This is a genomic window from Silvania hatchlandensis (assembly GCF_025564065.1).
GTDB lineage: Bacteria > Pseudomonadota > Gammaproteobacteria > Enterobacterales > Enterobacteriaceae > Enterobacter > Enterobacter hatchlandensis.
Window position 1 is genome coordinate 187,378 of sequence record NZ_JAMGZK010000049.1, and the last position, 26,897, is coordinate 214,274.

Genomic DNA, 26,897 nt, shown 5'->3' on the forward strand with positions numbered 1-26,897 from the left:
AATCGTTAACTCGTCAAATTATCGCACATTATGCCATTGCCGGAAAAATGCGCAAAATGGCATAAAATCATATGTATTCCTTTCGTCATGCCGAAATGTACTTCCGGCATGATGTTAATCATAAATGTCAGCCTGATCTTGCGTTACGCTTTAAGACTCACTGACGTTTTTTTAGCCACGTATCAATAATAGGTACTTCCATGTCGAGTAAGTTAGTACTGGTTCTGAACTGCGGTAGCTCCTCACTGAAATTCGCCATCATCGATGCGCTCAACGGTGAAGAGTACCTCTCTGGTTTGGCCGAATGTTTCCATCTTCCTGAAGCACGTCTCAAGTGGAAAATGGACGGCAGCAAACAAGAAGCGGCTTTAGGTGCAGGCGCCGCTCACAGTGAAGCGCTGAACTTTATCGTTAACACTATTCTGGCACAAAAACCAGAACTGTCCGCTCAGCTGACCTCTATCGGTCATCGTATCGTTCATGGTGGCGAGAAGTACACCAAATCTGTAATCATCGATGAAACCGTGATTCAGGGTATCAAAGATGCAGCGCCATTTGCACCGCTGCACAACCCGGCTCACCTGATCGGTATCACCGAAGCGCTGAAATCCTTCCCGCATTTAAAAGACAAAAACGTGGCCGTGTTCGACACTGCGTTCCACCAGACTATGCCGGAAGAGTCTTACCTGTACGCCCTGCCGTACAACCTCTACAAAGAGCACGGCGTGCGCCGCTACGGCTTCCATGGCACCAGTCACTACTATGTGACTCAGGAAGCCGCGAAAATGCTGAACAAGCCAGTTGAAGAAGTGAACATCATTACTTGTCACCTGGGTAACGGCGGTTCCGTTTCTGCTATCCGTAACGGCGAATGTGTTGATACCTCCATGGGTCTGACCCCACTGGAAGGCCTGGTAATGGGCACCCGTACCGGTGACATCGATCCAGCGATCATCTTCTTCCTGCACGACAACCTGGGCATGAGCGTTGACCAGATCAACACCATGCTGACCAAAGAGTCTGGCCTGCTGGGTCTGACCGAAGTCACCAGCGATTGCCGTTACGTTGAAGACAACTACGCGTCTAAAGAAGATGCGAAGCGTGCAATGGACGTTTACTGCCACCGCCTGGCAAAATACATCGGCTCTTACACTGCGCTGATGGACGGTCGTCTGGACGGGATCGTATTCACCGGTGGTATCGGCGAGAATGCAGCAATGGTACGCGAGCTGTCCCTGGGCAAACTGGGCGTGCTGGGCTTTGATGTTGACCACGAACGTAACCTGGCCGCGCGCTTTGGTAAGTCTGGCTTCATCAACAAAGAAGGTACCCGCCTCGCGATGGTTATCCCAACCAACGAAGAGCTGGTTATCGCGCAAGACGCAAACCGTCTGACTGCCTGATTCCACACCGCCAGCCATGCTGGCGGTGCTGTTTTGTCGCCCGCCCGTTTTGGGCGGTAACGAAAGAGGATAAATCGTGTCCCGTACTATTATGCTAATCCCGACCGGAACCAGCGTAGGCCTGACCAGCGTCAGCCTCGGCGTGATCCGTGCGATGGAACGCAAAGGCGTTCGTCTGAGCGTGTTTAAGCCAATTGCGCAACCACGTGCTGGTGGCGATGCTCCCGATCAGACCACCGCGATTATTCGCGCAAACTCGACTCTGCCAGCCGCTGAACCGCTGAAAATGAGTCACGTTGAGTCTCTGCTCTCCAGCAACCAGCAAGACGTGCTGATGGAAGAGATCATCGCCAACTATCACGCTAACGCACAGGATGCGGAAGTGGTGCTGGTTGAAGGTTTGGTACCGACGCGCAAGCATCAGTTTGCCCAGTCTCTGAACTTCGAAATCGCCAAGACGCTGAACGCAGAAATCGTGTTCGTGATGTCCCAGGGTACCGATACCCCGGAACAGCTGAAAGAGCGTATTGAGCTGACCCGCAGCAGCTTCGGCGGCGCGAAAAACGCCAACATCACCGGCGTTATCGTGAACAAGCTGAACGCACCGGTTGATGAGCAAGGCCGTACCCGTCCTGACCTGTCCGAGATTTTCGACGACTCTTCCAAAGCGAAAGTGGTGAAAATTGATCCGGCTAAACTGCAGGAATACAGTTCTCTGCCAGTTCTGGGCGCAGTGCAGTGGAGCTTCGATCTGATCGCAACGCGTGCCATCGATATGGCGCGTCACCTGAATGCGACCGTCGTTAACGAAGGCGACATCAATACCCGTCGCGTGAAGTCTGTAACCTTCTGTGCGCGTAGCATTCCGCACATGCTGGAACACTTCCGTGCAGGTTCTCTGCTGGTGACCTCTGCTGACCGTCCGGACGTGCTGGTTGCAGCGTGCCTGGCGGCGATGAACGGCGTAGAAATCGGCGCGATCCTGCTGACCGGTGCCTACGAAATGGACCCACGCGTCAGCAAGCTGTGCGAACGCGCGTTTGAGACTGGCCTGCCAGTATTCATGGTCAACACCAACACCTGGCAGACCTCTCTGAGCCTGCAGAGCTTCAACCTGGAAGTGCCGGTTGATGACCACCAGCGTATCGAGAAAGTGCAGGAATACGTTGCTGGTTGCATCAACGCTGACTGGATTGAATCCCTGACCGCGACCTCCGAGCGCAGCCGTCGTCTCTCTCCGCCAGCCTTCCGTTACCAGCTCACCGAGCTGGCGCGCAAAGCCGGCAAGCGTGTTGTTCTGCCAGAAGGCGACGAACCACGTACCGTTAAAGCAGCCGCTATCTGTGCAGAACGCGGTATCGCGACCTGTGTGCTGCTGGGCAACCCGGATGAGATCACCCGCGTTGCAGCGTCTCAGGGCGTTGAGCTGGGTTCAGGTATCGAAATCGTTGATCCAGAAGTGGTACGCGAAAGCTATGTTGCCCGTCTGGTCGAACTGCGTAAGAGCAAAGGGATGACCGAAGCGGTTGCCCGCGAACAGCTGGAAGACAACGTGGTGCTCGGTACGCTGATGCTGGAGCAGGACGAAGTTGACGGTCTGGTTTCCGGTGCGGTACACACCACGGCGAACACCATCCGTCCACCGCTGCAGTTGATTAAAACCGCACCTGGCAGCTCGCTGGTTTCTTCTGTGTTCTTCATGCTGCTGCCAGAACAGGTTTACGTTTACGGCGACTGTGCGATCAACCCGGATCCAACGGCTGAACAACTGGCAGAAATCGCGATTCAGTCCGCTGATTCCGCGATCGCGTTCGGTATCGAACCACGCGTAGCAATGCTCTCCTACTCAACCGGTAACTCTGGTGCCGGTAGCGATGTAGAGAAAGTGCGTGAAGCGACGCGTCTGGCGCAGGAAAAACGCCCGGATCTGGTTATCGATGGCCCGCTGCAGTACGACGCCGCAGTAATGGCTGACGTAGCGAAATCCAAAGCGCCTAACTCCCCGGTTGCCGGTCGCGCTACCGTGTTCATCTTCCCGGATCTGAACACCGGTAACACCACCTACAAAGCGGTACAGCGTTCAGCCGACCTGATCTCAATCGGGCCGATGCTGCAGGGTATGCGCAAGCCGGTGAACGACCTGTCTCGTGGCGCGCTGGTTGACGATATCGTCTACACCATCGCCCTGACCGCGATCCAGTCTTCACAGCAGTAAGCAGCACCCCAACGCAAAAAGGCGACCTGATGGTCGCCTTTTTTATTGCTGCTGCGGTTAGGCTTCTTCGTGCTTAACCGGTTCGTTGCTGGCATTGCGGCTCATCCACAGGGCCAGCGCTTTCAGCGAGTCCGGGGTGAAATCGTCGCAACGCGCGGTGATCTCAGCAGGCGTCATCCAGCTGACCTCACTCACCTCTTCTTCCTGCAGCGCAAACGGTCCGTGGGAGACGCAGCTAAAAAGCCCACCCCAGACGCGACAGTGCTTGTCTTCAAAATAGAACTGCCCGTGCTCGGCGAACGGCACCCCGGCAATACCCAGCTCCTCTTCCGCTTCCCGGCGGGCGGACTCGAGTAACTGCTCATCGGCCTGCACCACGCCCCCGGCGGTGGCATCAAGCATGCCCGGCATAAAGTCTTTCGTTTCTGTACGGCGCTGGACCAGAATTTTGCCCATGCCATCGTGCACCACGATATAGGTTGCGCGATGACGCAGACGCTGCGCCCGCATCTGTTCGCGGCTCGCCTGCGCAATGACTTCATTGTCTTCGCTGACAATATCGACCCATTCAGTACTTGCCAAATGACTGTGCTCCACCATCGGGAAACCTTCTCTTTAAAGCGCTCTTGCGGCGCGTTTACTGTTGAGGAGTAAATTACGGATTAATCTCGGACTGCGCAATAACCTGGCCGTCATTCAGCGTCATAACGCACAAATGGTTCTCTTCCAGCATGCCATAACTGGCGGGGAATCCGCCTTTAGGCAGGCTGACGGAACCGGGGTTGAAATGCATGATATCGCCCTGCTTCCCGGCGACCGGAATATGAGTATGACCATAAACCAGCACATCGCCAAGGTTCAGCGCCGGCAGGTTGTCCGGGCCGAACAGATGTCCATGGGTCACAAACAGGCGGCATTTTTCCAACAGGATCTGCTGCCAGGGGGCGGTAATCGGAAAGTGCAGCAGCATCTGGTCAACTTCGCTATCGCAGTTACCGCGCACGGCGATAATGCGCGACGCGATGGCGTTCAGCCGCTCGGCGACCTGCGCAGGCGCATAGCCTTCGGGCAGCGGATTGCGTGGGCCATGATTCAGCACATCGCCGAGGATTACCAGCCATTGTGCACCGCTCTGATTAAACAGAGAAAGCACCCGTTCGGTCGCCGGAAGCGAACCGTGAATGTCCGATGCAAACATCAGTTTCATCGATGACTCCATGTAGAGAAAAGCTGCCTCATCATACCCGAATCAGCCGTGCTTATCAGCCACCCCGCTTCGCCGAAAGCGCCGCATAGCGCTGGACGGAGGCGCGCTGCCACTGGAAGGTGGCGTAGTCCACCAGCTGCAGTGGTACATCGTCACCGTTAAGCACCAGGCGGTTGAGCATTAGCGCCAGATCGGCATCCGCAATGCACCATTCGCCGAACAAATTAGGGTTACCGTGAGCAAGCAACGCCGCCGCCATGTCGCACAGTTGGCTGGCCGCGCGCTGTCCGGCTTCACTCAGGGCGGGTTTCTTCGCACCGCCAAACACCACGTCGGTTGAGCGCTCTTGCCGGATCGGCATCAGGTCGCTGCGCAACCACGCCTGAATCTGGCGCGCGCGGGCGCGTTTTTGCAGATCCAGAGGATAGATCCGCTCCCACTCCGGCGGGGCAAAGCGCTCCTCCAGATACTCCGCAATGGCGGAAGATTCGCTGAGTTCGAAGCCTTCAATTTCCAGCACCGGCACACGGCGGGTCAGCGCATAACCGCGCCACTCGGGTTGAAGATGCTCGCCACGGTTAAGGTCAACGCTCTTCAGGGTAAAGGGCAATCCTTTCTCCGCCAGCGCGACATACACGCTCATGACGTACGGTGAGTAAAAATCGGCATCTGACCACAGGGTAATCGCAGGTTGGCTCATAGCATCCTCATTGAGTGATGGGTGTGTAATCAAAATATAACCTCCAGGGCCGACTGTCACTTGATGAAAACTCACGATTTAGCACCACCACCTATACTCGATCCTATGCCGGGAAAACAGTCATCACAGGAGATGAAATGATTGACCTTTATTATGCCCCTACCGCAAATGGCCATAAGATCACGCTCTTTCTGGAAGAGGCCCAGCTGGACTACCGCATCCTGCGCGTCGATATCAGCAAAGGCGACCAGTTTCGTCCCGACTTTCTCGCCATTTCACCGAACAATAAAATCCCCGCCATTGTCGACACCCAGCCCAATGACGGCGGTGCACCGCTGAGTCTGTTTGAATCCGGCGAGATTTTGCTGTACCTGGCGGAAAAAACAGGCAAGTTGCTCAGCGGTGAGCTGCGCGAGCGCCATGTGACGCTGCAGTGGCTGGTCTGGCAGGTGAGCGAACTGGGCCCGATGATCGCGCAGAATTACCACTTCAATCACGCGGCGCCGCAGCCCATCCCCTACGCCATCGAACGCTTTCAGGTGGAGACGCAGCGGCTGTATAACGTGCTGAATAAGCGCCTGGAAAAATCACCGTGGCTCGGCGGGGATCACTACAGCATTGCCGATATCGCCTGCTGGCCGTGGGTCAATACCCATGTCAGCCATCGCGTCGATTTAGCCTCGTGGCCAGCGGTGAATAATTGGTTTGAGCGTATTCGTACCCGCCCGGCGACGGATCGCGCGCTGCAAAAAGCCCAGCAAATTTAAGCGCGTGCTGGCGGTTTACTCATGTATCATGATGACAAAAATGACACAGAGGAAGCCTGCAATGTCCCGACACAACGCTGTTATTCGCATTAAAAATTTACGCCTGCGCACCTATATCGGTATCAAGGATGAGGAGCGCGCCAACAAGCAGGATATTGTCGTCAATGTGGCGATCCACTATCCGGCTGACAAAGCCCGCGCCAGTGAAGATATCAATGACGCGCTTAACTATCGCACCATCACTAAAAACATCATTAACCATGTTGAGAGTAACCGGTTCTCTTTACTGGAAAAATTAACTCAGGATGTGCTGGATATCGCATGCGATCATCACTGGGTCACCTATGCTGAAGTAGAGATCGATAAACTTCACGCGCTGCGCTATGCCGACTCCGTCTCGATGACGTTAAGCTGGGAGCGCCAGGCGTAACCCTGGAGGCAGTATGAAGATCCTGGTAACCGGTGGCACCGGCCTGATTGGCCGTCATCTTATCCCGCGCCTGCAGGTGCTGGGCCACGAGGTCACGGTAGTCACGCGCAGCCCGGAGAAGGCGCGTCAGGTACTCGGGGCTGGCCTCGACATCTGGAAAGGGCTGACCGAGCATCAGGATCTTAACCCCTTTGACGCCGTCATTAACCTCGCGGGCGAACCGATCGCCGACAAGCGCTGGACCGAAGAGCAAAAGCAGCGGCTGTGCAACAGCCGCTGGAACATCACCCAGCGGCTGGTCGAGATGTTTCAGGCCAGCAGCGAGCCGCCCTCGGTTTTTATCTCTGGTTCAGCGGCAGGGTATTACGGTGATTTAGGGGAAGTGGTGGTAACCGAAGAGGAGCCGCCGCACAACGAGTTTACCCATAAGCTGTGCGCCCGCTGGGAGCAAATCGCCTGTGGCGCGCAGAGCGATCACACCCGCGTGTGCCTGCTGCGCACCGGCGTGGTGCTGGCACCCAAAGGCGGTATTCTGGCGAAGATGCTGCCGGTATTTAAGCTGGGGCTCGGCGGCCCCATGGGGACCGGCCGCCAGTATCTGGCGTGGATCCATATCGACGACATGGTGAATGGCATTCTCTGGCTGCTGGATAACGACCTGCGCGGCCCGTTCAATATGGTGTCACCTTACCCGGTCCGCAACGAACAGTTCGCCCATGCGCTGGGTCACGCTCTGCATCGCCCTGCTCTGGTCCGCGCGCCCGCTACCGCTATCCGCCTGATGATGGGGGAATCATCGGTGCTGGTGCTGGGTGGACAGCGCGCCCTGCCAAAGCGGCTGGAAGCGTCCGGGTTTGCGTTTCGCTGGTTTGATTTAGAAGAAGCCCTGGGAGATGTGGTAGGTTAAGTTTCCCAGGGTGGCTATGTTAAATTGATGCATCTGAACCACGGAAAAGGCGTCACGATGGCAACCATAACCACTCCCCGGCTTTCTCTTTCCCCTTTCGAGCCCTCTGACTGGGCTTTCTTTCGCCGGCTACGTGAAGCGCCTGAAATCATGCGCTATATGGCTGCTATCGCTTCAGAAAAAGAGACCCGACGCCTGTTTGCCGCCCGCCTGACTGCGCAGCATACGTTTGTGATTCGCCGCCATGATGATGCCACGCCGCTGGGGGATATCGGGCTGCAAATCAGCGCCCAGTTTCCGCAGGAGGCCGATATTGGCTATACGGTGATCCCAGCCGCGCAAGGCCAGGGCATTGCCAGCGAGGCGCTGCGCGCAGTGTGCGAATATGCTTTTATCCGGGCAGGTGTTACGGCAGTGAACACCTATGTGCTGGCGGATAACGGCGGCTCGGTGAGGGTACTAGAAAAAGCGGGATTTGTGCGTACCCAGGTGCTGGAAAAAGCGTATGAGATTAACGGCGTGCGGTATGACGACTGGGTATATCGGCTTGCGGGTAGTGCGGCCTGATCCCCTCTCCCGCAGGGAGAGGGGATCAGCATAAAAAAACTACTTCAACGACCCTTTCAGGAACTGTTGCAGACGTGCGCTTTTCGGATTGGCTAACACGTCATCCGGATGCCCCTGCTCTTCGATTTTACCCTGATGCAGGAAGATAACGTGGTTCGAGACGTTACGGGCAAAGCCCATCTCGTGGGTGACCACCACCATCGTTTTCCCCTCTTCGGCAAGCTGCTGCATAATGCGCAGCACTTCACCCACCAGCTCCGGGTCCAGCGCAGACGTCGGTTCGTCGAACAGCAGCACTTCCGGCTCCATCGCCAGCGCGCGGGCAATGGAGACACGCTGCTGCTGACCGCCGGACAGATGTACCGGGTATTTAATCTGCTGACGCTCGTCGATACCCACTTTCGCCAGATATTTTTCCGCACGCGTGCGGGCTTCCTGCTTGCTTAAGCCCAGCACCTGCACCGGGGCTTCCATCACGTTCTCCAGCACCGTCATGTGGCTCCAGAGGTTAAAGTGCTGGAACACCATGGTCAGGCGGGTGCGTAGCATCCGCAGCTGATGTTTATCTGCCACCTTCAGCTGGCCATCTTTATCACGCACCAGATTGATATTCTCACCGCTGACCACAATCGAACCTTCGCTCGGCTTTTCGAGGAAGTTAATGCAGCGCAGGAAAGTACTTTTACCGGAGCCCGACGAGCCAATAATACTGATCACATCGCCCGCGTTAGCCTGCAGCGACACCCCTTTCAGCACTTCATGTTCGCCGTAGCGTTTATGCAAATCGATAACGTTTAGTTTGTTCTCAGCCATCATAATTCTCAGTGCGTCGAAGGTTTCACATGCTGCAACCAGCGTTTTTCCGCTTTCCGGAAAAGGCTAATCAGGACATAGGAGATAATTAAATACAGCACTGCGGCAATGCCGAATGCGGTAAACGGCTGATAGGTCGCCGAGTTAATATCACGGGCGATTTTCAGCAGATCCGGCACGGTGGCAGTAAAGGCCAGCGCGGTGGAGTGCAGCATTAAAATCACTTCATTGCTGTAAGCAGGCAGCGCGATGCGCAGCGCCGACGGCAAAATGATGCAGCGATAGAGTTTCACCGAAGAGAAGCCGTACGCGCGCGCCGCCTCAATTTCACCGTGTGGTACGGAGCGGATGGCGCCTGCAAAGATCTCGGTGGTATAGGCGCAGGTATTCAGCGTCAGCGCCAGCACGGTACAGTTCAGCCCGCTGCGGAAAAAGGCGTTTAGCAGATCGGTGCCTTTGACAATCTCCAGCGTGTACATCCCGGAATAGAACACCAGCAGCTGCACGTACAGCGGCGTACCGCGAAAAATATAGGTGAACAGCCAGATGGGAAAGCGAATGTAGTTGTTGCTGGACACGCGGCCAATGGCGAGGAATATCGCCAGAACGCCGCCCATCACCACCGAGGAGATCAACAGCCAGAGGGTGATCGCCACGCCGGTAAAGCGGTAGCCGTCGGTCCACAGCAGTGATTTCCAGTACTCCTGAATAATCTCGATCACAGGTCAGCCCTCTTCACACCCACGGAATAGCGACGTTCAAGCAGCATCAGCACACCATTGGAGGCGGTGGTAAACACCAGATAAATCACCCCACAAACGATGGCGAAGTAGAACGGCTCCCAGGTACTTTTGCCCGCCAGCTGCGTGGCTTTGACCACGTCTTCCAGTCCCAGCAGCGAGACCAGCGCGGTGGCTTTGAGGATAACCTGCCAGTTATTACCAATCCCAGGCAGCGCAAAGCGCATCATGGCCGGAAACATGATTCGACGAAAGGTTTGCGAGGAGGTAAAACCGAAGGCGGTGGCCGCTTCGATATGCCCTCGTGGAACGGCGAGATACGCGCCGCGGAAGGTCTCGGTGAAATAGGCCCCGTAGATAAAGCCCAGAGTGATAATACCGGCCACCATCGGGTCGATATCAATCTGCGCCATCCCGATGGCATCGGTCAGGCTGTTGAGTGCGATTTGCAGACCATAAAAAATCAACAGCATCAGTACCAGGTCAGGCACGCCACGAATAAGCGTGGTGTACCCTTCAAACAGCAGCGCCATCGCCCGGTTGGCCGACAGTTTAGCCCCTGCACCCGCAAGGCCGATGAGCACCGCCAGCACCACAGAACTGAGTGCCAGTTCGAGGGTGACGATTGCGCCTTGTAAAATAACGCCAGAAAATCCGTACAGCATACCGCCTGCCCTGTCGTGAGTGGTGAAACCGTGTCTTTTCCCCTCCCGCAACAGGAGGGGTCGCACGTTATTTTGCGGGGCGATTAACCGCCGTAAACATCAAAGTCGAAGTACTTCTTCGCCAGTTTTTCGTACGTGCCGTCGGCGCGCATCTCTGCAAACGCCTTGTTCAGCGCTTCGCGCAGTTCGTTATCTTCTTTGCGCAGGCCCATACCGGTACCCACACCGAAGAGCTTCTCGTCTTTAATGGACGGGCCGCCGAACTTGTAATCTTTACCGACCGGCTGCTTCAGGAAGCCTTCGCTGGCAGCGACTTCGTCCTGGAACGCGGCGTCAATACGGCCTGCGGTCAGGTCGGCGTAAATATTTTCCTGGCCCTGATAGGAGACAATTTCGATCCCCTTCGGTGCCCAGTGTTCATTGCCAAAGGTCTCCTGGGTGGTGCCCTGCAGCACGCCCACACGCTTGCCTTTCAGCGACTCCAGCGTCGGTTGAATGTCAGCCGATTTCGCTACCACCAGACGCGAGTCTGCTGCATAGAGCTTGTCGGTGAAGGCAATCTCCTGCTGGCGTTTTTCGGTGATCGAGAGAGAAGACATGATGGCGTCGATTTTTTTCGCTTTCAGCGACGGGATCAGCGCATCCAGAGGGTTTTCGACGAAGGTACACTCGGTTTTGATACGTTTGCACAGCTCTTTTGCCAAATCGATATCAAAACCCACCAGTTCGCCCTGCGCGTTCTTCGATTCGAAGGGGGCATAAGTTGGGTCAGTACCAATGCGAACTTTTTGCGGAATCGCTGCGAATGCCGCAGTAGCGCTGGAAAATGCCAGTGCCAGAGAAAGTGACAAAACCAATTTTTTCATATCTATCCTCAACAGACTGTCTTCTTACGGGATTTTTACGCCGACGGGGGTAGGGGTAATGTGCCATTAATCGCGCCAGCATGGCAAAAGATAATGCCCGACAAACGCAAAAAAGTGCATCATCCGTGCTTAACTATTCACTTTGTAAGCAGCATGGCGCACGCACTGCACCATCCTGGTTCACAGTCAGCAGGATCGCACCATAACAGTGAGTCATTATGGTGCACACCGCTCAGCCGTTGTTAGTCACCGTACACATTGAAATCGAAATATTTCTTCGCCAGTTTGTCGTAGGTGCCATCTTTACGCAGGTCAGTAAACGCTTTATCAAACGCCGCTTTCAGCTCGGTGTCATCTTTGCGCAGACCAATCCCGGTGCCGTCCCCGAAGTATTTTTTGTCTTTAACTGCCGGGCCGGCAAAGGCAAACTCTTTGCCCGCAGGCTGCTTCAGGAAGCCTTCGCTGGCAGCGACTTCATCCTGGAATGCAGCATCCAGACGACCGGCGGACAGATCGGAATAAATCAGATCCTGGTTCTGATACGCCACCACATCGATGCCCTTCTCACGCCAGTTGGCGTTAGCATACCCTTCCTGGGTGGAGCCCTGCAGCACGCCCACATGCTTGCCTTTCAGCGAATCAATGGTCGGCTGGATCGGGGAACCTTTGGCGGCAATCAGACGGGAGTTCGCGGCGTACAGGGTTTCAGAGAAGGCAATCTCCTGCTGACGCTTTTCGGTAATCGAGAGCGAAGAGATAATCGCATCAATTTTCTTGGCTTTCAGGGACGGGATCAGCGCGTCAAAATCGCTGCCCACCCAGGTGCATTTCACAGAGATGCGTTTGCACATCTCATTTCCCAGGTCGATATCAAAACCAACGAAGTCACCCTTCGCATCTTTCGATGAGAATGGCGCATAGGTTGCGTCAGTACCGATACGTACGGTCTGTGGGAGCGCGGCATAGCTGCTTGCCGCTGCGCTTAATCCCACCAGCAAAGACAGAGCCAGAACCGTCTTCTTCATACATTACCCTCAAGTGTCATGATTTTATTATGTAATAGGTTGTGTTGTGTGCTGCAGGCGATCTCTTGCAGGTCTTATGCCAGATTGCGAACATCGCAAAATTACGGCGTTAAATATGTTAACGAAAGGTTGCAAGATTGCCTTAATGGTGAAAGATAGCAGGTCTGCCAAACGAACCGCAGTAGTCAGAAAGGAAAAAACGAATTAAATGTTGAGGATATGATCGCGGTTGCAGAATTGCCCTGAAACAGGGCAGCTTGCGGTTTTATGCACTCAGGCGGCGCATGCCGGGGCTCAGATGCCCTGCCAGCGGGCGAAGAGATCGGTCGGCAGCTGAATGTCGAACTGGTCAGTCACCCGATTCACGGTCTGATTAATCACATCATCCAGCGTCTGCGGACGATGATAAAACGCCGGAACGGGCGGCATGATCACCGCGCCCAGCTCGGCCGCCTGGGTCATCAGGCGCAGATGGCCTAAGTGCAGCGGGGTTTCACGTACGCACAGCACCAGCTGGCGGCGCTCTTTTAGCACCACGTCAGCGGCACGGGTGACCAGGGTGTCGGTATAGCTGTGGACGATGCCGGAGAGCGTTTTAATCGAACAGGGCAGGATCACCATGCCCGCGGTTTTAAACGAGCCAGAAGAGATACTGGCGGCGATATCACGGGCATCATGTACCACATCCGCTAACGACTGAACATCACGCAGAGAATAATCGGTTTCGAGGGAGAGGGTCTGGCGCGCCGCCTGGCTCATCACCAGATGGGTTTCAACGTCGGTGACGTCACGCAATACCTGCAGCAAACGCACGCCGTAAATCGCGCCGCTGGCCCCTGAGATCCCTACTATCAGTCGTTTCATGATTATCGCCCTTTCCATAACTGGGCAGACTGTGCAGGATTTTGGCGGGAGTTGCAAGCGAGGGCGGACGCCCTCGCCTGTAAAGATGATTAACCTTCGTTGTGCATCTCTAAGCTTTCGAGATCGTTCGCCATCTGCACGGCTTTCGCATCGTCGTTACGCAGGGAGTCGAGGTAATCGAGATACTGTTGATCCACATCTTTGGTGACGTAGATGCCGTTAAACACCGAGCACTCAAACTGCTGAATGTCCGGGTTCTCGGCGCGTACCGCGTCGATCAGATCGTTCAGATCCTGGAAAATCAGGCCGTCAGCACCGATGATCTGACGAATCTCGTCCACTTCACGCCCGTGCGCAATCAGCTCGGTGGCGGTTGGCATATCGATACCGTACACGTTCGGGAAGCGAATTTCCGGTGCCGCTGAGGCCAGATAGACCTTCTTCGCACCCGCTTCACGGGCCATCTCGATAATCTGCTCTGAGGTGGTGCCACGCACAATGGAGTCATCCACCAGCAGCACGTTCTTATCACGGAACTCAGCGCGGTTGGCGTTCAGCTTACGGCGCACTGACTTACGGCGCAGCTGCTGGCCCGGCATGATAAAGGTGCGGCCAACGTAGCGGTTTTTCACAAAGCCCTGACGATAAGGTTTACCCAGGATCCGCGCCATCTCCAGTGCGATATCGCAGGAGGTTTCCGGGATCGGGATGACCACATCGATATCCAGATCTTCCCACTCGCGGGCAATCTTCTGGCCAAGCTTAGTGCCCATGTTGACGCGGGCGCTGTAGACAGAGATTTTGTCGATGAAGGAGTCCGGACGAGCAAAGTACACGTACTCGAACAGACACGGATTGCTGACCGGGTTTTCTGAACACTGACGGGTAAACAGCTGGCCTTTCTCAGTGATATAGACCGCTTCGCCAGGGGCGACATCACGCAGGAACTCAAAGCCCAGCGTATCCAGTGCCACGCTTTCAGAAGCCACCATATACTCGGTACGACCGTCGCCAATATCGCGCTTGCCCAGTACCAAAGGCCGAATACCGTTCGGATCGCGGAAGGCGACCATACCGTGGCCGATAATCATCGCTACGCAGGCATAGGCTCCGCGGATCTGACGATTGGTGGCGGCAACGGCAGCAAAAATGTTGTCTGCTTCCAGCGGATAGTGACGGAAGTTATCCAGTTCGCTGGCAAAGATATTGAGCAGAATTTCAGAATCAGACGTGGTGTTAATGTGGCGACGCTTCTCTTCAAACAGCTTCTGACGCAGCTCATGCGCGTTGGTCAGGTTGCCATTATGGGCCAGCGTAATGCCATACGGTGAGTTAACGTAAAACGGCTGAGCTTCAGAGGCGCTGGAACTGCCAGCGGTAGGGTAACGGACGTGACCAATACCCATATTACCTTGCAGACGCTGCATGTGGCGGGCTTCAAACACATCATTTACCAGGCCGTTAGCCTTACGTAAACGGAAGCAGTTGTGTGCATCAATAGTGATGATACCCGCAGCATCCTGCCCACGGTGCTGAAGCACCGATAATGCGTCATAAATAGACTGGTTTACCGGCATGAAACCGGCGATACCGACAATACCGCACATTCGACATTTCCTCGTTAAGCCACATCTCAGAACAGGTTACGTTCTGGGCAAAAAACTCGACGAGCTTTGCAGATAGTCAAAGAACCATCTGATGATAAAGCTGAACTGCGGGATCAGCTGCGATGTCTGCCAGTCTGCGCTCTTCGAGAACCCGGTAAAGGTATCCAGGAAGAACAGTATCGCGGCAACAATCAGCACACCTCGCAATGCACCAAAACAGATCCCCAGAACCCTGTCGGTTCCTGACAGACCGGTTTTTTCAACCAGCTGGCCAATCACATAGTTGACGATGGCGCCAACCAGTAGCGTCGCGATAAACAGCACCGCGATGGCAATCCCATTTCGTACCAGTTCATCTTCAAAGCCCGTGAACCAGACAGACAGGTAAGTGTAGTAATGACTGGCAACAAAGAAAGCACAACCCCATGTCACCAGCGATAACGCTTCACGAACAAAGCCACGGATCAGGCTAACCAGACAGGAAAAACCTATCACCGCAATGATGGCGTAATCAATCCAGACCATATGTGTCCCACGATTAAACGCCCTGTCATCCAGTTCGGGGCGAATTCTAACAGAAAAAGAAAACGTTTGCGTAGGGATTTCCTTCCCCCGCGTAAATAAAAAAAGCGCTGAAAAAATGCTCAGCGCCGTTGACCGGTTGCGTCTCTCTGGACGCCTGCCTCTCCCTCACACCGGCCCTCTCCTGCCGGAGAAGGGGATATCAGTTCACGCTATAGTTCATCACTACGCCGCTCAGACCGGAGAGCTGGTTCAGCTCGCCGAGCGACCCTTTCAATTTATCCCGGGAGGCATCCGGGCCGACGAGGATCCGGGTGATTTTACCCTGTACCGGGGTCGAAGGCGACGTGTAAACGCGGTATCCGGCTCCACGTAATTTTGCCACCACCTCGTTGACTTTATCGGCATTTTTGAGCGCACCGAGCTGAACCACATAGGCTTTGCCGGTGGGTGCTGGCTTCTCTTCCTGAACCGGCTTCGCAGGGGGTGTTTCAGCGGCGGCAGCAAGCTGTTCGCTGGCTCGGGTCTGCGGTTTTTCGACCGGTTTTGGCTTCGTAACGGGTTTGGCCTGCTGGGCAGGCTTAGGTTGTTCTGCCGGGAGCGTATCCATGTCGCGATTACTGTTCGCCGCGAAGCGCGCAGGATCTAACGATGGCGCAGCGGCATCGCCGGCCTGCACCTCTTCCGCTGCACCTTCAGGCGGCTGGATAGGCAGCGCCTGGGCTGCAGCGGGCATCATATCGGGCTCATCGCGATCGCCAGGTTTTGGCACCAGCGGGATCGCCGCGAACTCATCCTGGTAATGTTTTTTCTGCCCATCAAGCAGCCCCGGGAGAATAATCACCCCCAGCGCCACCAGCACAATGGTGCCTGCTAAACGGTTCTGAAACTTACTTGCCACCGGTTCTCCCCGCATCCATTACGTCCATGACATGTGCCACCGTATGGAAGGATCCACACACCAGCACGGTATCTTCTGGTCTGGCATCCGCCATTGCGGCGCGCCATGCCTGCTCCACGTTGGTGAAGACTGCGCCCGTGCCGAGGTGTTCCATCAGCTGTTCGGCAGTCGCCCCGCGCGGGCCTTCCAGAGGTGCACAATACCAGCTATCGACCACACTCTCCATGCAGGCCAGCGTGCCGCCAATATCTTTATCATGAAGCATACCGATAACCGCCAGCACGCGCCCGGTTTTTGGCAGGGATTTGAGACGTCCCGCGAGGTATGCCGCGGCATGGGGGTTATGCGCCACATCCAGAATCAGACGCGGCGACTCGCTGACAATCTGAAAGCGTCCGGGCAGGAGCGCATCCTTAATGCCGTCGCGAATGGCCTGTTCGCTCAGCGTGAGGCCACTGGCCCGCAGCGCTGCCAGCGCCGTCGCCGCATTCGGCTGTGGCACCTGCGGCAGCGGCAGGTTTTCAAGCCGGCCCTGCGCATCCTCAAACTGCCAGCCGTTTTCTGCAACGCTATAGCGCCAGTCTACGTCGCGACGCAGCAGATTCGCGCCCTTCTCCTGCGCCACATCGCCGATGGTGTGCGGCATATCAGGCTCGCCGACAATCGCCGGTTTACCCGCGCGGAAAATCCCGGCTTTTTCACGGCCGATGCTTTCGCGATCCGGCCCCAGCCAGTCGGTATGATCCAGTGCGATGCTGGTGACCACTGCGACATCGGCATCCACCATATTGGTGGCGTCCAGACGCCCGCCTAAGCCCACTTCGAGGATCACCACGTCCAGTTGCGCTTGCTTAAACAGCCACAGCGCCGACAGCGTGCCGTATTCAAAATAGGTCAGGGAAATATCACCGCGCGCGGCTTCGATTTCTGCAAAGGACGCAGTGTGCGCGGATTCCGCCAGCTCTGTATTCTGCACGCGCACGCGCTCGGTGTAGCGCACCAGATGCGGGGAACTGTAAACACCCACTTTGTAGCCCGCGGCCATCAGCACCGCTTCCAGCGTCCGGCAGGTGGTGCCTTTGCCGTTGGTGCCCGCGACGGTGAAGACAAAGGGAGCCGGTTTCAGCACATCAAGGCGCGCGGCAACTTTGCTGATGCGCGCAAGTCCCATGTCGATGGTTTTGCTGTGCAGGTTTTCCAGATAAGAAAGCCACGCGGCCAGGGGCGACGTGGCTTGAGGAAGAGTGTTGTTTTCCATGTTGCGCGCTTTTCAGTTACGTTTAGAAAGCAAAAGGGCAGCGCCATCTGGCCCTGCCCTTTTCAGTTATCAGGCCTCGGGTTCCTGATCCGGTACCACCACGGCTTCGCGTGGCTCATCCGGACTCGGCGACGGCAGATTCATCAGCTTCGCCAGGACGCTTGCCAGTTTCAGGCGCAGCTCCGGACGGCGAACGATCATGTCGATAGCGCCTTTCTCAATGAGGAATTCACTGCGCTGGAAGCCCGGCGGCAGTTTCTCACGAACCGTTTGTTCGATAACGCGCGGCCCAGCAAAACCGATCAGCGCTTTAGGTTCAGCAATGTTCAGATCGCCCAGCATCGCAAAACTTGCGGATACGCCGCCCATAGTCGGGTCAGTCAGTACAGAGATGTACGGCAGACCACGCTCCTGCATTTTTGCCAGCGCAGCAGAGGTTTTCGCCATCTGCATCAGCGACATGAGCGCTTCCTGCATACGCGCACCGCCGGAAGCCGAGAAGCAGATCAGCGGACAGTTGTCTTCCAGCGCCTGCTCAACGGCACGCACGAAGCGCGCGCCAACAACGGAACCCATTGAACCGCCCATAAAGGCGAACTCAAACGCGGCTGCGACGACCGGCATCTCATGCAGAGTGCCTTTCATCACCACCAGCGCGTCTTTCTCGCCGGTCTCTTTTTGCGCAGAGGCCAGGCGATCTTTGTATTTCTTGGAGTCGCGGAACTTCAGCAGATCTTTCGGCTCAAGTTCGCTACCCAGCTCAACCATGGAGCCTTCGTCCAGCAGACTGTGCAGGCGATTACGCGCCGACATGCGCATGTGGTGATCGCACTTCGGGCACACTTCCAGATTACGCTCCAGCTCGGCGCGGTACAGGACCTGACCGCAGCTGTCACACTTGGTCCACACCCCTTCAGGAATACTCGCCTTACGGGTTGGGGTAATGTTGCTTTTAATTCGTTCAATCCAGCTCATTGATAACCTTTCTGCCTGAACCTGGTTCTATGCCAGCTTTGCTGTAAGGGGCGCATAATGCCATTTTTGCCCCCGACAGACCATGAATGTTGCACATTAAAACATAACAGCCCGAAACTTTGGACAAAAAAGTGGTCGAACCGCAGATGTGCTTTTATTTTGCCTGTTTTGCCGCCGCACGCCGATGACGAATAATTTCGATCACCCCCGGCAGAATGGAGACCACAATAATCCCTACGATCAGCAACTTAAGGTTTTCCTGGATCATAGGGATGGTTCCGAAGAAATAGCCTGCGTAGGTAAAGCTGAGCACCCACAACAGCGCGCCGGTCACGTTATAGAGGGCGAACTGACGATAGGACATGTGACCCATCCCCGCAACAAACGGGGCGAAGGTTCTGACGATCGGCACGAAGCGCGCGAGAATAATCGTTTTGCCGCCATGCTTTTCATAAAACGCATGGGTTTTATCCAGATAGCTACGACGAAAAATCTTCGAGTCCGGGTTACTGAATAACCGCTCGCCAAACAGCCGACCTATAGTGTAGTTCACCGCATCGCCGAGGATCGCCGCAATGATCATCAGCACCACCATCAGATGGACGTTGATATCGTTGGTTTCCAGCGATGCCAGCGCCCCCGCCACGAACAGCAGGGAATCACCCGGTAAAAACGGTGTCACTACCAGCCCGGTTTCGCAAAACAGGATCAGGAACAGAATGGCATACACCCAGACGCCGTAATCAGCGACCAGCTCAGCCAGGTGAACATCGATATGCAGAATGAAATCAATTAGAAAGCGAATTAAATCCATATTGTCTAAACCTTTATTACCACGATTGCACAGCTATCAGTCCGCTAAAAACAGCGGGCCCATTGGCGGTTTCGGAAGGTTGAAACGATCCGGGTAATCCACCGAGACCAGATATAACCCTTCCGCTTTCGCCGTTGCTGCCGCCAGCGTTCTGTCCTTCGCTGCCAGCAACTCTGCAATCCAGCTCTCCGGCTGGTGTCCGGCGCCCACTTCCATCAGGCTGCCTACGATATTCCTGACCATATGATGTACAAAGGCATTCGCTTTGATATCGACCACCACGTATGCACCGTAACGCGTCACGTTAATGTGCATCACGTTACGCCACGGAGTGCGCGACTGGCACTGAACCGCACGAAACGAGGTAAAATCATTTTCACCAATCAGCGCCTGGGCCGCACGCTGCATGCGGTCTGCATCCAGCGGGGCGTAATAATGCGTAACCCCCTGGCCCAGTACCGCCGGGCGAAGGCGCTGATTATAGATGATGTAGCGGTAGCGGCGCGCAGTGGCGCTGAAACGCGCATGAAAATCATCCGGCACATCTTTGACCCAACGCACCGCGATGTCACCAGGCAAATTCGCATTTACACCCAGCGTCCAGGCCGCGTCTTTACGCGCGGCGGTGGTGGTGAAATGCACAACCTGCCCGGTACCGTGGACGCCGGCATCGGTACGACCGGCGCACAATACACCGATCGGTTCGTTCGCCACCTGAGAGAGCGCTTTTTCCAGCTTTTCCTGAACGCTGCGCACTTCATTCTGACGCTGCCAGCCATAATATTTACTGCCGTCGTATTCGATCCCGAGGGCAATTTTATGCACTGGCTTTTGTTCCACGTCGGACATTAGTACAGGTACTCCTGCACCAGCTTCTCGGCAATTTTCACCGCCATCAGCGCGCCGCCGAAACGGACGTTGTCAGCCACTGACCAGAACTGGACCTGCTCCGGCATGCCGTAATCGTTACGCACGCAGCCGACAGAAAGATGGGTGCTACCCGTCGCATCACCCACCTGCGTCGGGAATTCGCGCTCTTCAGACAGCACAATGTCCTCGACGCGCGTAAAGGCGTCACGCGCCTCTTCGGCTGCCAGCGGGCGCAGCGCTTCAAAGTTCACCATCTGCGCGTGGCCGTAGAAGACCGGGGACTGCACGCAGCTTGCGGAGATCATCAGCCCTTCATCCTGCAGGATCTTGCGTACCTGATCGACGATACGGCGCTCTTCGCGCACGCTACCTTCGCGATCCGACAGCAGCGGCAGCATGTTGAACGCCAGTTGACGACCAAAGAAGTCCTCTTCATCAACCGGGATGCCGTTCAGCAGCTTCGCACTCTGCCCTGCCAGCGCATCCACCGCTTTTTTGCCGTGGGCAGAAGCCGACAGCAGGCTGGTGACGCTGATGCGAGAGAGTCCACCGTCATCGATCAGCGGCTTCAGGGCAACCAGCAGCTGGCTGGTCAGGCTGTCCGGGACGGCGATGATGTTGCGGTTGCGATAATCGGCCAGCACGAACGGGTTAACGTCCGGCACCACCAGCGGCACGTCCGGCTCAAGGGCAAACAGGCCGCTTAAATCGATAACCAGGCAGCCCGCATTGGTGGCTTCTTCAATATAGGTGGCAGAGGCTTCCGCACCTGCGGCGAAAAAGGCCAGCTGCGCCTGCGTCCAGTCGAACGCGGCGGCATCCTGAACCCTTACGGATTTGCCTTCAAAACGCAGATGCTCACCGGCACTCTCGTTTCGCGCCAGGGCATAAATATCCCCCACCGGAAACTGACGCTCGGCAAGCGTTTCGAGCAGGGCTTCACCCACGGCGCCCGTAGCGCCCAGTATGGCAATGTTCCAGCCTTCAGACATGGTGGTTTACTCCAGCAATAAAAAAGCGTCCCCGCCGGGTTATCCGACAGGGAGCATTAAGAAGAAATTAACGTACCGGGTGATGAACGGCGTTGAAACCCAGCTTATGCAGTAATGATGCCGCGTCAGCGTCATCACACATCACATACAGGGAGGACCATTCGCGGCGCTCAAGATAGTGCTTACGCAGTTTGTCGAATTCACCGGGTTTACCCGCCACTTTTCGCAGCAGTGCGTCGTCGCGGCGCACATCATACACTAAATGCACCAGTCGTTTCAGCGTTCCCTGATCGAGCGGGCCGTGCAGCGTAATGCGGCCAAAATCCGGGGTCGGCAGCAGGGTATCCAGCGCCACCTGCTGAGACTTGCCAATGAAGGTGCTGTAAGCCTCGAACACCTGAGTGGTGCCGCGCGCTTTCCCTTCCAGCGTGTAGCCCGCGATATGCGCGGTGCCGATATCGATTTTATCCAGCAGCGCGACGTTGAGATCCGGCTCGGGCTCCCAGACGTCCAGCACCACGCTGAGATCCTGTCCTGCGTCCAGGCGCTGAAGCAGCGCGGCGTTGTCGACAACCGGGCCACGGCAGGCGTTGATCAAAATAGTGCCCGGTTTCAGGCGGCTGATCAGCGCGTCGTCGGCCAGATGCAGGGATTTATACGGCCCATCTTTGAACAGTGGCGTATGGAAAGTCAGTACATCGCACTCGGCTACCAGTTGATCCAGGGTACGGAAATCGCCCTCGTCGCCGCGATCGGCGCGCGGGGGATCGCACAGCAGCGTGCGAATGCCTAACGCCTCAAGGCGCTTTTGCAGACGCCCGCCAACGTTCCCGACACCGATAATCCCCACGGTACGATCGGCAAGCGTGAACCCGTCGCGCTCGGCCAGCATCAGCAGTGACGAGAATACATACTCGACAACGGCGATGGCATTACAGCCCGGCGCGGCAGAAAAGCCGATCCCCGCCTGCTTGAGCCACGCATCATCCACATGATCGGTTCCTGCGGTGGCCGTGCCGACAAACTTCACTGCTTTGCCCGCCAGCAGCGCCTCATTCACCTTGGTCACGGAGCGCACCATCAGCGCGTCGGCGTCGTCCAGCTCAGCCAGCGGAATCGGGCGACCGGGGACAGCCCTAACCTCACCCAGGCGGCTAAACAGCTCACGGGCGTAAGGCATATTTTCATCAACGAGGATTTTCACGACTGAGTACCTGTTTGAGAGGAAGAAAACCTGTCAAGTGTGCCATAATCTGGCCGCCAGGCATATACGTAACCTGGTTTACGATGCGTAACGACCTTAAGGATTTTTGACGATGCAGCCCATTTCAGGTACGCCGCCGCGCCCTCCGGGTGAAGGCCCCGTAACGTCCAGCGTTGCGGGCGAACAGCCCCTATCCACGCAGCAGCGCACCGTGCTGGAGCGCCTGATTACCCGGCTGATCGCCCTGACGTCGCAGCAAAATGCGGAAGTGTGGGCGGGAGTCAAACACGACCTGGGGCTGAAGAGCGATGCGCCGTTCCTGTCGCGCCACTTCCCTGCGGCAGAGCAGAATCTGAACCAGCGCCTGAGCAGTGCCCAGCAAAACCATACCACCCGGCAGGTCGTCTCCCAGTTGACGGAGTTGCTGAGCCAGGGCAATAACCGCCAGGCGGTCAGCGAATTCATTCGCCAGCAGTACGGGCAGACCGCGCTGAGCCAGCTGACGCCGGACCAGCTCAAAAACGTGCTGACGCTGCTGCAGAATAACCAGCTGTCGATCCCACAGCCGCAGCAGCGCCCGGCCACGGAGCGCCCGCTGCTGCCTGCCGAGCACAACACGCTGAAGCAGATGGTGACCAAGCTTGCCGCCGCAACGGGTGAGCCGACCAAGCTTATCTGGCAGTCGATGCTGGAGCTGTCAGGCGTGAAGGCGGGTGAGCTGATCCCGGCCAAACAGTTTACCCATCTCGCCACCTGGCTGCAGGCGCGACAGACGCTGAGCACCCAAAGCGCACCAACGTTGCACACGCTGCAGGCCGCATTAAGACAGCCACTGGAAGCGCGCGAGTGGGACAGTATTCAGGATTATGCCCGCCAGAACTGGCAGGCGACACCGCAGACGGCCCTGACCACCGCACAGGTTCAGAGCCTGCTGGGGGAGATTTTCCTGCGCCGCGCCGAGCGTGAAAATGCCACGTTAGAAGTTCGCAATATCCAGCCGATCTACAGCCCGCTGCTTGCCCCGGTGGTCGACTCACTGAAATCGATGTCGGCCCGTCCAGGGCTGATGTTTGTCGCGCTGCTGGTCGTGATGGTCGTCATCTGGATAGTCATCTGACAAACAAAAAGGGAGCCCTGAGGCTCCCTTTTTTCATCCGGCGTAAAAATTACGCGTTCAGCTTACGCATGACCAGCGTGGCGTTGGTGCCGCCGAAGCCGAAGCTGTTAGACATGACGGTAGTCAGTTCACGCTCGGTTGGCTCGGTGACGATGTTCAGGCCAGCAGCCTGCTCGTCCAGCTCCTCAACGTTGATGCTTGGGGCGATAAAGCCGTGTTCCAGCATCAGCAGGGAGTAGATGGCTTCCTGTACGCCAGCGGCGCCCAGTGAGTGACCGGTCATGGCTTTGGTCGCAGAGATGGCCGGGCTATTGTCGCCGAACACTTCGCGGATCGCACCCAGCTCTTTCACGTCGCCTACCGGAGTAGAGGTACCGTGGGAGTTCAGGTAGTCGATTGGGGTGTCGAGACCCTGCATCGCCATCTTCATGCAGCGCACTGCGCCTTCACCCGATGGAGCAACCATGTCTGCGCCGTCGGAGGTTGCGCCGTAGCCAACGATCTCAGCATAGATGTGCGCGCCACGGGCCAGAGCGTGTTCCAGCTCTTCAACCACAACCATACCGCCGCCGCCTGCGATGATAAAACCGTCGCGTTTGGAATCATAAGTACGGGAGGCTTTTTCCGGGGTTTCGTTGTATTTGGTGGACAGTGCGCCCATCGCGTCGAATTCACAGGCCATTTCCCAGCCCAGCTCTTCGCCGCCGCCCGCAAACACGATGTCCTGTTTGCCCAGCTGGATCTGCTCTACCGCGTTACCGATACAGTGTGCGGAGGTCGCACAGGCGGAGCTGATGGAGTAGTTTACGCCGTGAATTTTGAACGGCGTCGCGAGGCACGCGGATACCGCTGAACCCATCGCTTTGGTCACAACGTACGGACCGACTGCTTTCAGGCCGCGCGGGCTACGCATGGCGTCCGCACCGAAGACCTGCGCTTTAGACGAACCGCCGGAGCCTGCAATCAGGCCAACACGTGGATTGTTCTGATAAACGTCTTCGCTCAGACCGGCATCAGCAATCGCTTCCTGCATGGAGAGATAGGCGTAAATGGAGGCATCGTTCATGAAACGGACCACTTTGCGATCAATCAGACCGGTGGTGTCCAGTTTGACGTTGCCCCATACGTGGCTACGCATACCAGAATCAAGAAACTCCTGAGAGAAGGTGATTCCCGAGCGTCCTTCACGCAGAGATGACAGGACTTCCTGCTGGTTGTTACCGATGCTGGAAACGATGCCCAGGCCAGTAATCACTGCACGTTTCATTCAATACCTCTGTAAGTCGCACTATGTAAGTTTCGAGTCGCACAATAGCGTACACTTGTACGCCGAACAAGTCCGATCAGCAATTTCTGCGGAAATTTGCACCAGCAGACGTACATCGTTAAGATCGCGGCACAGCCAGTCAGACGAGTAACTTACGTGAAACATAACGCCATACAACCTGCCAACCTCGAATTCAACGCTGAGGGTACACCTGTTTCCCGAGATTTTGATGATGTCTACTTCTCTAATGATAATGGACTGGAAGAAACACGTTATGTTTTCCTCGATGGGAACCAGTTAAATTCCCGTTTTCCTGTCCATCCCCGCAGCCTGTTTGTGGTGGCGGAGAGCGGTTTTGGTACCGGTTTGAACTTTCTCACGCTCTGGCAGGCCTTCGACCGTTTCCGTCGCGAACACCCCGAGGCTACGCTGCAAAGATTACATTTCATCAGTTTTGAAAAATTTCCGCTGTCCGCTGACGATCTGCGTCTGGCGCACCAGCACTGGCCGGAACTGACCCCGTGGGCCGCGCAGCTGCAGAAACAGTGGCCGCTGCCGCTGGCGGGCTGTCATCGCCTACTGCTGGATGACGGGCGCGTCACCCTCGATTTATGGCTCGGCGATATTAATGACCTGACCGACCAGCTGGATGATTCCCTCAATCAGCAGGTCGACGCCTGGTTCCTTGACGGCTTTGCGCCTTCAAAAAACCCGGATATGTGGAGCCCCAATCTGTTTGCCGCGATGGCCCGACTGGCAAGGCCTGGCGCTACGCTCGCCACCTTTACCTGCGCCGGTTTTGTACGCCGTGGTTTGCAGGAAGCCGGTTTCACGGTGCAAAAAACGAAAGGCTTTGGCCGCAAACGCGAAATGCTGGTCGGAGTGATGGAACAGGATCTGCCCTCCCCTGTCCGCACCCCGTGGTTTGCCCGCCCCGCCAGCGAGGTGCGTGAAACGGCGGTCATCGGTGGCGGGATCGCCAGCGCCCTGCTGTCGCTGGCGCTGCTGCGTCGCGGCTGGCAGGTCACGCTTTACTGTGCCGACGACGCACCTGCGACGGGTGCTTCCGGCAATCGTCAGGGCGCACTCTATCCGCTGCTGAGCGCCCAGGATGCTGCCCTGAGCCAGTTTTTCCCGACGGCGTTTACCTTTGCCCGTCGCCTTTACGATGCCCTGCCGGTGGCGTTTGACCATGAGTGGTGCGGCGTCACCCAGCTTGGCTGGGATGAGAAGAGTCAGCACAAAATCAATCAGATGCTGTTGATGGGCTTGCCCGCGCAGATCGCCGCAGAGGCGAATGCCCGGCAGGTCGCAGACAGCATTGGGGTCGACACCGGCTGCGGCGGGATCCAGTATCCGCTCGGCGGCTGGCTGTGCCCGGCGGAGCTGACCGCTGCGGTCATCGCCCTGGCGCAGTCGCACGGATTAACGGTGCACTATGGCCGCCAGGTGGAGTCGCTGGATCATTGCGAGGCGCAGTGGACGCTGCAATTCAAAGAGGGCCCGCAGACACAGCACGCCAGCGTGGTTCTGGCGAACGGACATCGCATTAGCCAGTTTACCCAGACTGCGCACCTGCCAGTCTACCCGGTGGGGGGACAGGTAAGCCATATTCCGGCTGCCCCGCAGCTGAGTCAGCTTCGTCAGGTGCTCTGTTATGACGGCTACCTGACCCCGCAAAATCCGACCAACGGCCATCACTGCATCGGCGCGAGCTACCATCGCGGGCAGACACAGGCGCAGTACAGCGAAGAAGATCAGCAGCAAAATCGCCAGCGCCTGCTCAACTGCCTGCCGCAGGCGGCCTGGGCCACAGAAGTGGACGTCAGCGCGGGTGAGGCCCGGAACGGCATTCGCTGCGCCACCCGCGATCATCTGCCGATGACCGGCGCGGTGCCGGATTACGACGCAACGCTTGCGGCTTATCAGGATCTGGTCAACAACCGGGAGCAGGCGGTAAACGCTCCGGTGTATCCGAATCTGTTTATGCTCGGTGGACTGGGCTCGCGCGGGCTGTGCTCGGCACCCTTAACCGCCGAAATCCTTGCTGCGCAAATGAGTCACGAGCCGATCCCGTTGGATAGCAATACGCTGGCCGGGCTGAATCCGAATCGGTTATGGGTGAGGAAGTTGTTGAAGGGGAAAATGGTCAAATAGGAGATTGTCGGCCCGGTAAGCGCAGCGCTACCGGGCGATAACAG

27 protein-coding genes are annotated in these 26,897 nt (G+C 56.6%); 8 read left to right on the plus strand and 19 right to left on the minus strand.

Annotated elements, in window-relative coordinates:
* Positions 1–200: 200 nt before the first annotated feature.
* Together ackA and pta are read left to right on the plus strand one after the other, a co-directional pair.
* Positions 201–1,403: an acetate kinase gene (gene ackA / locus M8014_RS12950; RefSeq protein WP_271282844.1), complete on the plus strand. Its 1,203-nt coding sequence runs from the start codon at positions 201–203 to the stop codon at positions 1,401–1,403.
* A 76-nt stretch (positions 1,404–1,479) separates the two neighbouring features.
* A complete protein-coding gene (gene pta / locus M8014_RS12955; RefSeq protein WP_271282845.1) occupies positions 1,480–3,618 on the plus strand; it encodes a phosphate acetyltransferase in 2,139 nt (712 codons plus the stop codon).
* Between the two features lie 57 nt (positions 3,619–3,675).
* Here the strand turns inward: pta and yfcD are convergent, their stop codons facing one another.
* The 3 genes from yfcD to yfcF are packed head-to-tail and all read right to left on the minus strand — an operon-like array spanning position 3,676 to position 5,525.
* Positions 3,676–4,218 carry an NUDIX hydrolase YfcD gene (gene yfcD, locus M8014_RS12960; RefSeq protein ID WP_271282846.1) on the minus strand — a complete coding sequence of 181 codons (543 nt, stop codon included), beginning with the start codon at positions 4,216–4,218 and terminating at the stop codon, positions 3,676–3,678.
* Between the two features lie 55 nt (positions 4,219–4,273).
* Positions 4,274–4,825, minus strand: a complete 552-nt coding sequence (yfcE, locus tag M8014_RS12965) for a phosphodiesterase (protein WP_271282847.1) — start codon at positions 4,823–4,825, stop codon at positions 4,274–4,276.
* A 55-nt stretch (positions 4,826–4,880) separates the two neighbouring features.
* A complete protein-coding gene (yfcF, locus tag M8014_RS12970; protein ID WP_271282848.1) occupies positions 4,881–5,525 on the minus strand; it encodes a glutathione transferase in 645 nt (214 codons plus the stop codon).
* 137 nt (positions 5,526–5,662) lie between these two features.
* Between yfcF and yfcG the strand changes: the two genes are divergently transcribed.
* The 4 genes from yfcG to M8014_RS12990 all read left to right on the plus strand — a co-directional run bounded on the left by yfcG (position 5,663) and on the right by M8014_RS12990 (position 8,196).
* The gene (gene yfcG / locus M8014_RS12975) at positions 5,663–6,292 is read left to right on the plus strand and encodes a GSH-dependent disulfide bond oxidoreductase (RefSeq protein WP_271282849.1); all 630 of its coding nucleotides are present in this window, start codon (positions 5,663–5,665) and stop codon (positions 6,290–6,292) included.
* Positions 6,293–6,353: 61 nt separating this feature from the next.
* On the plus strand, positions 6,354–6,722 hold the full coding sequence (gene folX, locus M8014_RS12980) for a dihydroneopterin triphosphate 2'-epimerase (protein WP_271282850.1): 369 nt from the start codon (positions 6,354–6,356) through the stop codon (positions 6,720–6,722).
* Between the two features lie 13 nt (positions 6,723–6,735).
* Positions 6,736–7,629 carry a TIGR01777 family oxidoreductase gene (locus tag M8014_RS12985; RefSeq protein ID WP_271282851.1) on the plus strand — a complete coding sequence of 298 codons (894 nt, stop codon included), beginning with the start codon at positions 6,736–6,738 and terminating at the stop codon, positions 7,627–7,629.
* A gap of 57 nt (positions 7,630–7,686) precedes the next feature.
* Complete coding sequence (locus M8014_RS12990) at positions 7,687–8,196, plus strand: GNAT family N-acetyltransferase (RefSeq protein ID WP_271282852.1); 510 nt, start codon at positions 7,687–7,689, stop codon at positions 8,194–8,196.
* A gap of 39 nt (positions 8,197–8,235) precedes the next feature.
* Here M8014_RS12990 and hisP read toward each other — a convergent pair whose 3' ends face one another.
* From hisP to pdxB, 15 genes are all read right to left on the minus strand, one after another.
* Positions 8,236–9,009, minus strand: coding sequence for a histidine ABC transporter ATP-binding protein HisP (hisP, locus tag M8014_RS12995; protein WP_271282853.1), 774 nt, complete (start codon positions 9,007–9,009; stop codon positions 8,236–8,238).
* Between the two features lie 8 nt (positions 9,010–9,017).
* Entirely contained in the window at positions 9,018–9,731 is a 714-nt protein-coding gene (gene hisM / locus M8014_RS13000; protein WP_271268886.1) for a histidine ABC transporter permease HisM, read from the minus strand.
* The gene (locus M8014_RS13005) at positions 9,728–10,414 is read right to left on the minus strand and encodes a histidine ABC transporter permease HisQ (RefSeq protein ID WP_271282854.1); all 687 of its coding nucleotides are present in this window, start codon (positions 10,412–10,414) and stop codon (positions 9,728–9,730) included. Before M8014_RS13005 ends, hisM begins: the two co-directional genes overlap by 4 nt.
* Positions 10,415–10,497: 83 nt before the next feature.
* Entirely contained in the window at positions 10,498–11,280 is a 783-nt protein-coding gene (gene hisJ, locus M8014_RS13010; RefSeq protein ID WP_271282855.1) for a histidine ABC transporter substrate-binding protein HisJ, read from the minus strand.
* Between the two features lie 242 nt (positions 11,281–11,522).
* On the minus strand, positions 11,523–12,305 hold the full coding sequence (argT, locus tag M8014_RS13015; RefSeq protein ID WP_271282856.1) for a lysine/arginine/ornithine ABC transporter substrate-binding protein ArgT: 783 nt from the start codon (positions 12,303–12,305) through the stop codon (positions 11,523–11,525).
* A gap of 294 nt (positions 12,306–12,599) precedes the next feature.
* Positions 12,600–13,169, minus strand: coding sequence for a UbiX family flavin prenyltransferase (locus M8014_RS13020; RefSeq protein WP_271282857.1), 570 nt, complete (start codon positions 13,167–13,169; stop codon positions 12,600–12,602).
* Between the two features lie 89 nt (positions 13,170–13,258).
* Positions 13,259–14,776 carry an amidophosphoribosyltransferase gene (gene purF / locus M8014_RS13025; protein WP_271282858.1) on the minus strand — a complete coding sequence of 506 codons (1,518 nt, stop codon included), beginning with the start codon at positions 14,774–14,776 and terminating at the stop codon, positions 13,259–13,261.
* A gap of 36 nt (positions 14,777–14,812) precedes the next feature.
* The gene (gene cvpA / locus M8014_RS13030; protein WP_271268892.1) at positions 14,813–15,301 is read right to left on the minus strand and encodes a colicin V production protein; all 489 of its coding nucleotides are present in this window, start codon (positions 15,299–15,301) and stop codon (positions 14,813–14,815) included.
* 199 nt (positions 15,302–15,500) lie between these two features.
* Complete coding sequence (dedD, locus tag M8014_RS13035) at positions 15,501–16,199, minus strand: cell division protein DedD (RefSeq protein ID WP_271282859.1); 699 nt, start codon at positions 16,197–16,199, stop codon at positions 15,501–15,503.
* Positions 16,189–17,457: a bifunctional tetrahydrofolate synthase/dihydrofolate synthase gene (folC, locus tag M8014_RS13040; protein WP_271282860.1), complete on the minus strand. Its 1,269-nt coding sequence runs from the start codon at positions 17,455–17,457 to the stop codon at positions 16,189–16,191. Before folC ends, dedD begins: the two co-directional genes overlap by 11 nt.
* A gap of 69 nt (positions 17,458–17,526) precedes the next feature.
* Positions 17,527–18,432 carry an acetyl-CoA carboxylase, carboxyltransferase subunit beta gene (gene accD / locus M8014_RS13045; protein ID WP_271282861.1) on the minus strand — a complete coding sequence of 302 codons (906 nt, stop codon included), beginning with the start codon at positions 18,430–18,432 and terminating at the stop codon, positions 17,527–17,529.
* 154 nt (positions 18,433–18,586) lie between these two features.
* Positions 18,587–19,246 carry a DedA family protein gene (locus M8014_RS13050; protein WP_271282862.1) on the minus strand — a complete coding sequence of 220 codons (660 nt, stop codon included), beginning with the start codon at positions 19,244–19,246 and terminating at the stop codon, positions 18,587–18,589.
* 36 nt (positions 19,247–19,282) lie between these two features.
* Positions 19,283–20,095, minus strand: coding sequence for a tRNA pseudouridine(38-40) synthase TruA (truA, locus tag M8014_RS13055; protein WP_271282863.1), 813 nt, complete (start codon positions 20,093–20,095; stop codon positions 19,283–19,285).
* A complete protein-coding gene (locus M8014_RS13060) occupies positions 20,095–21,108 on the minus strand; it encodes an aspartate-semialdehyde dehydrogenase (protein WP_271282864.1) in 1,014 nt (337 codons plus the stop codon). The genes truA and M8014_RS13060 overlap by 1 nt, the downstream gene beginning before the upstream one ends.
* Before the next feature lie 67 nt (positions 21,109–21,175).
* Positions 21,176–22,312, minus strand: coding sequence for a 4-phosphoerythronate dehydrogenase PdxB (gene pdxB / locus M8014_RS13065; RefSeq protein WP_271282865.1), 1,137 nt, complete (start codon positions 22,310–22,312; stop codon positions 21,176–21,178).
* Positions 22,313–22,424: 112 nt separating this feature from the next.
* Between pdxB and flk the strand changes: the two genes are divergently transcribed.
* Positions 22,425–23,429 carry a flagella biosynthesis regulator Flk gene (gene flk, locus M8014_RS13070; protein WP_271282866.1) on the plus strand — a complete coding sequence of 335 codons (1,005 nt, stop codon included), beginning with the start codon at positions 22,425–22,427 and terminating at the stop codon, positions 23,427–23,429.
* Positions 23,430–23,478: 49 nt separating this feature from the next.
* Here flk and fabB read toward each other — a convergent pair whose 3' ends face one another.
* A complete protein-coding gene (gene fabB / locus M8014_RS13075; protein WP_271282867.1) occupies positions 23,479–24,696 on the minus strand; it encodes a beta-ketoacyl-ACP synthase I in 1,218 nt (405 codons plus the stop codon).
* 156 nt (positions 24,697–24,852) lie between these two features.
* Between fabB and mnmC the strand changes: the two genes are divergently transcribed.
* Positions 24,853–26,853 (plus strand): bifunctional tRNA (5-methylaminomethyl-2-thiouridine)(34)-methyltransferase MnmC2/FAD-dependent 5-carboxymethylaminomethyl-2-thiouridine(34) oxidoreductase MnmC1, encoded by a 2,001-nt coding sequence (gene mnmC, locus M8014_RS13080; RefSeq protein ID WP_271282868.1) that lies wholly within the window; start codon positions 24,853–24,855, stop codon positions 26,851–26,853.
* Positions 26,854–26,897 lie beyond the last annotated feature (44 nt).

Bases quoted from the DNA above. Each gene is read 5' to 3' on its own strand.
- accD (WP_271282861.1), bottom strand. From the start codon at position 18,432: ATGAGCTGGATTGAACGAATTAAAAGCAACATTACCCCAACCCGTAAG.
- cvpA (WP_271268892.1), bottom strand. From the start codon at position 15,301: ATGGTCTGGATTGATTACGCCATCATTGCGGTGATAGGTTTTTCCTGT.
- yfcD (WP_271282846.1), bottom strand. From the start codon at position 4,218: ATGGTGGAGCACAGTCATTTGGCAAGTACTGAATGGGTCGATATTGTC.
- purF (WP_271282858.1), bottom strand. From the start codon at position 14,776: ATGTGCGGTATTGTCGGTATCGCCGGTTTCATGCCGGTAAACCAGTCT.
- ackA (WP_271282844.1), top strand. From the start codon at position 201: ATGTCGAGTAAGTTAGTACTGGTTCTGAACTGCGGTAGCTCCTCACTG.
- truA (WP_271282863.1), bottom strand. From the start codon at position 20,095: ATGTCCGACGTGGAACAAAAGCCAGTGCATAAAATTGCCCTCGGGATC.
- M8014_RS13020 (WP_271282857.1), bottom strand. From the start codon at position 13,169: ATGAAACGACTGATAGTAGGGATCTCAGGGGCCAGCGGCGCGATTTAC.
- M8014_RS12990 (WP_271282852.1), top strand. From the start codon at position 7,687: ATGGCAACCATAACCACTCCCCGGCTTTCTCTTTCCCCTTTCGAGCCC.
- folX (WP_271282850.1), top strand. From the start codon at position 6,354: ATGTCCCGACACAACGCTGTTATTCGCATTAAAAATTTACGCCTGCGC.
- M8014_RS13050 (WP_271282862.1), bottom strand. From the start codon at position 19,246: ATGGATTTAATTCGCTTTCTAATTGATTTCATTCTGCATATCGATGTT.
- flk (WP_271282866.1), top strand. From the start codon at position 22,425: ATGCAGCCCATTTCAGGTACGCCGCCGCGCCCTCCGGGTGAAGGCCCC.
- yfcE (WP_271282847.1), bottom strand. From the start codon at position 4,825: ATGAAACTGATGTTTGCATCGGACATTCACGGTTCGCTTCCGGCGACC.
- yfcF (WP_271282848.1), bottom strand. From the start codon at position 5,525: ATGAGCCAACCTGCGATTACCCTGTGGTCAGATGCCGATTTTTACTCA.
- M8014_RS13060 (WP_271282864.1), bottom strand. From the start codon at position 21,108: ATGTCTGAAGGCTGGAACATTGCCATACTGGGCGCTACGGGCGCCGTG.
- yfcG (WP_271282849.1), top strand. From the start codon at position 5,663: ATGATTGACCTTTATTATGCCCCTACCGCAAATGGCCATAAGATCACG.
- hisP (WP_271282853.1), bottom strand. From the start codon at position 9,009: ATGGCTGAGAACAAACTAAACGTTATCGATTTGCATAAACGCTACGGC.
- M8014_RS13005 (WP_271282854.1), bottom strand. From the start codon at position 10,414: ATGCTGTACGGATTTTCTGGCGTTATTTTACAAGGCGCAATCGTCACC.
- fabB (WP_271282867.1), bottom strand. From the start codon at position 24,696: ATGAAACGTGCAGTGATTACTGGCCTGGGCATCGTTTCCAGCATCGGT.
- argT (WP_271282856.1), bottom strand. From the start codon at position 12,305: ATGAAGAAGACGGTTCTGGCTCTGTCTTTGCTGGTGGGATTAAGCGCA.
- M8014_RS12985 (WP_271282851.1), top strand. From the start codon at position 6,736: ATGAAGATCCTGGTAACCGGTGGCACCGGCCTGATTGGCCGTCATCTT.
- hisJ (WP_271282855.1), bottom strand. From the start codon at position 11,280: ATGAAAAAATTGGTTTTGTCACTTTCTCTGGCACTGGCATTTTCCAGC.
- folC (WP_271282860.1), bottom strand. From the start codon at position 17,457: ATGGAAAACAACACTCTTCCTCAAGCCACGTCGCCCCTGGCCGCGTGG.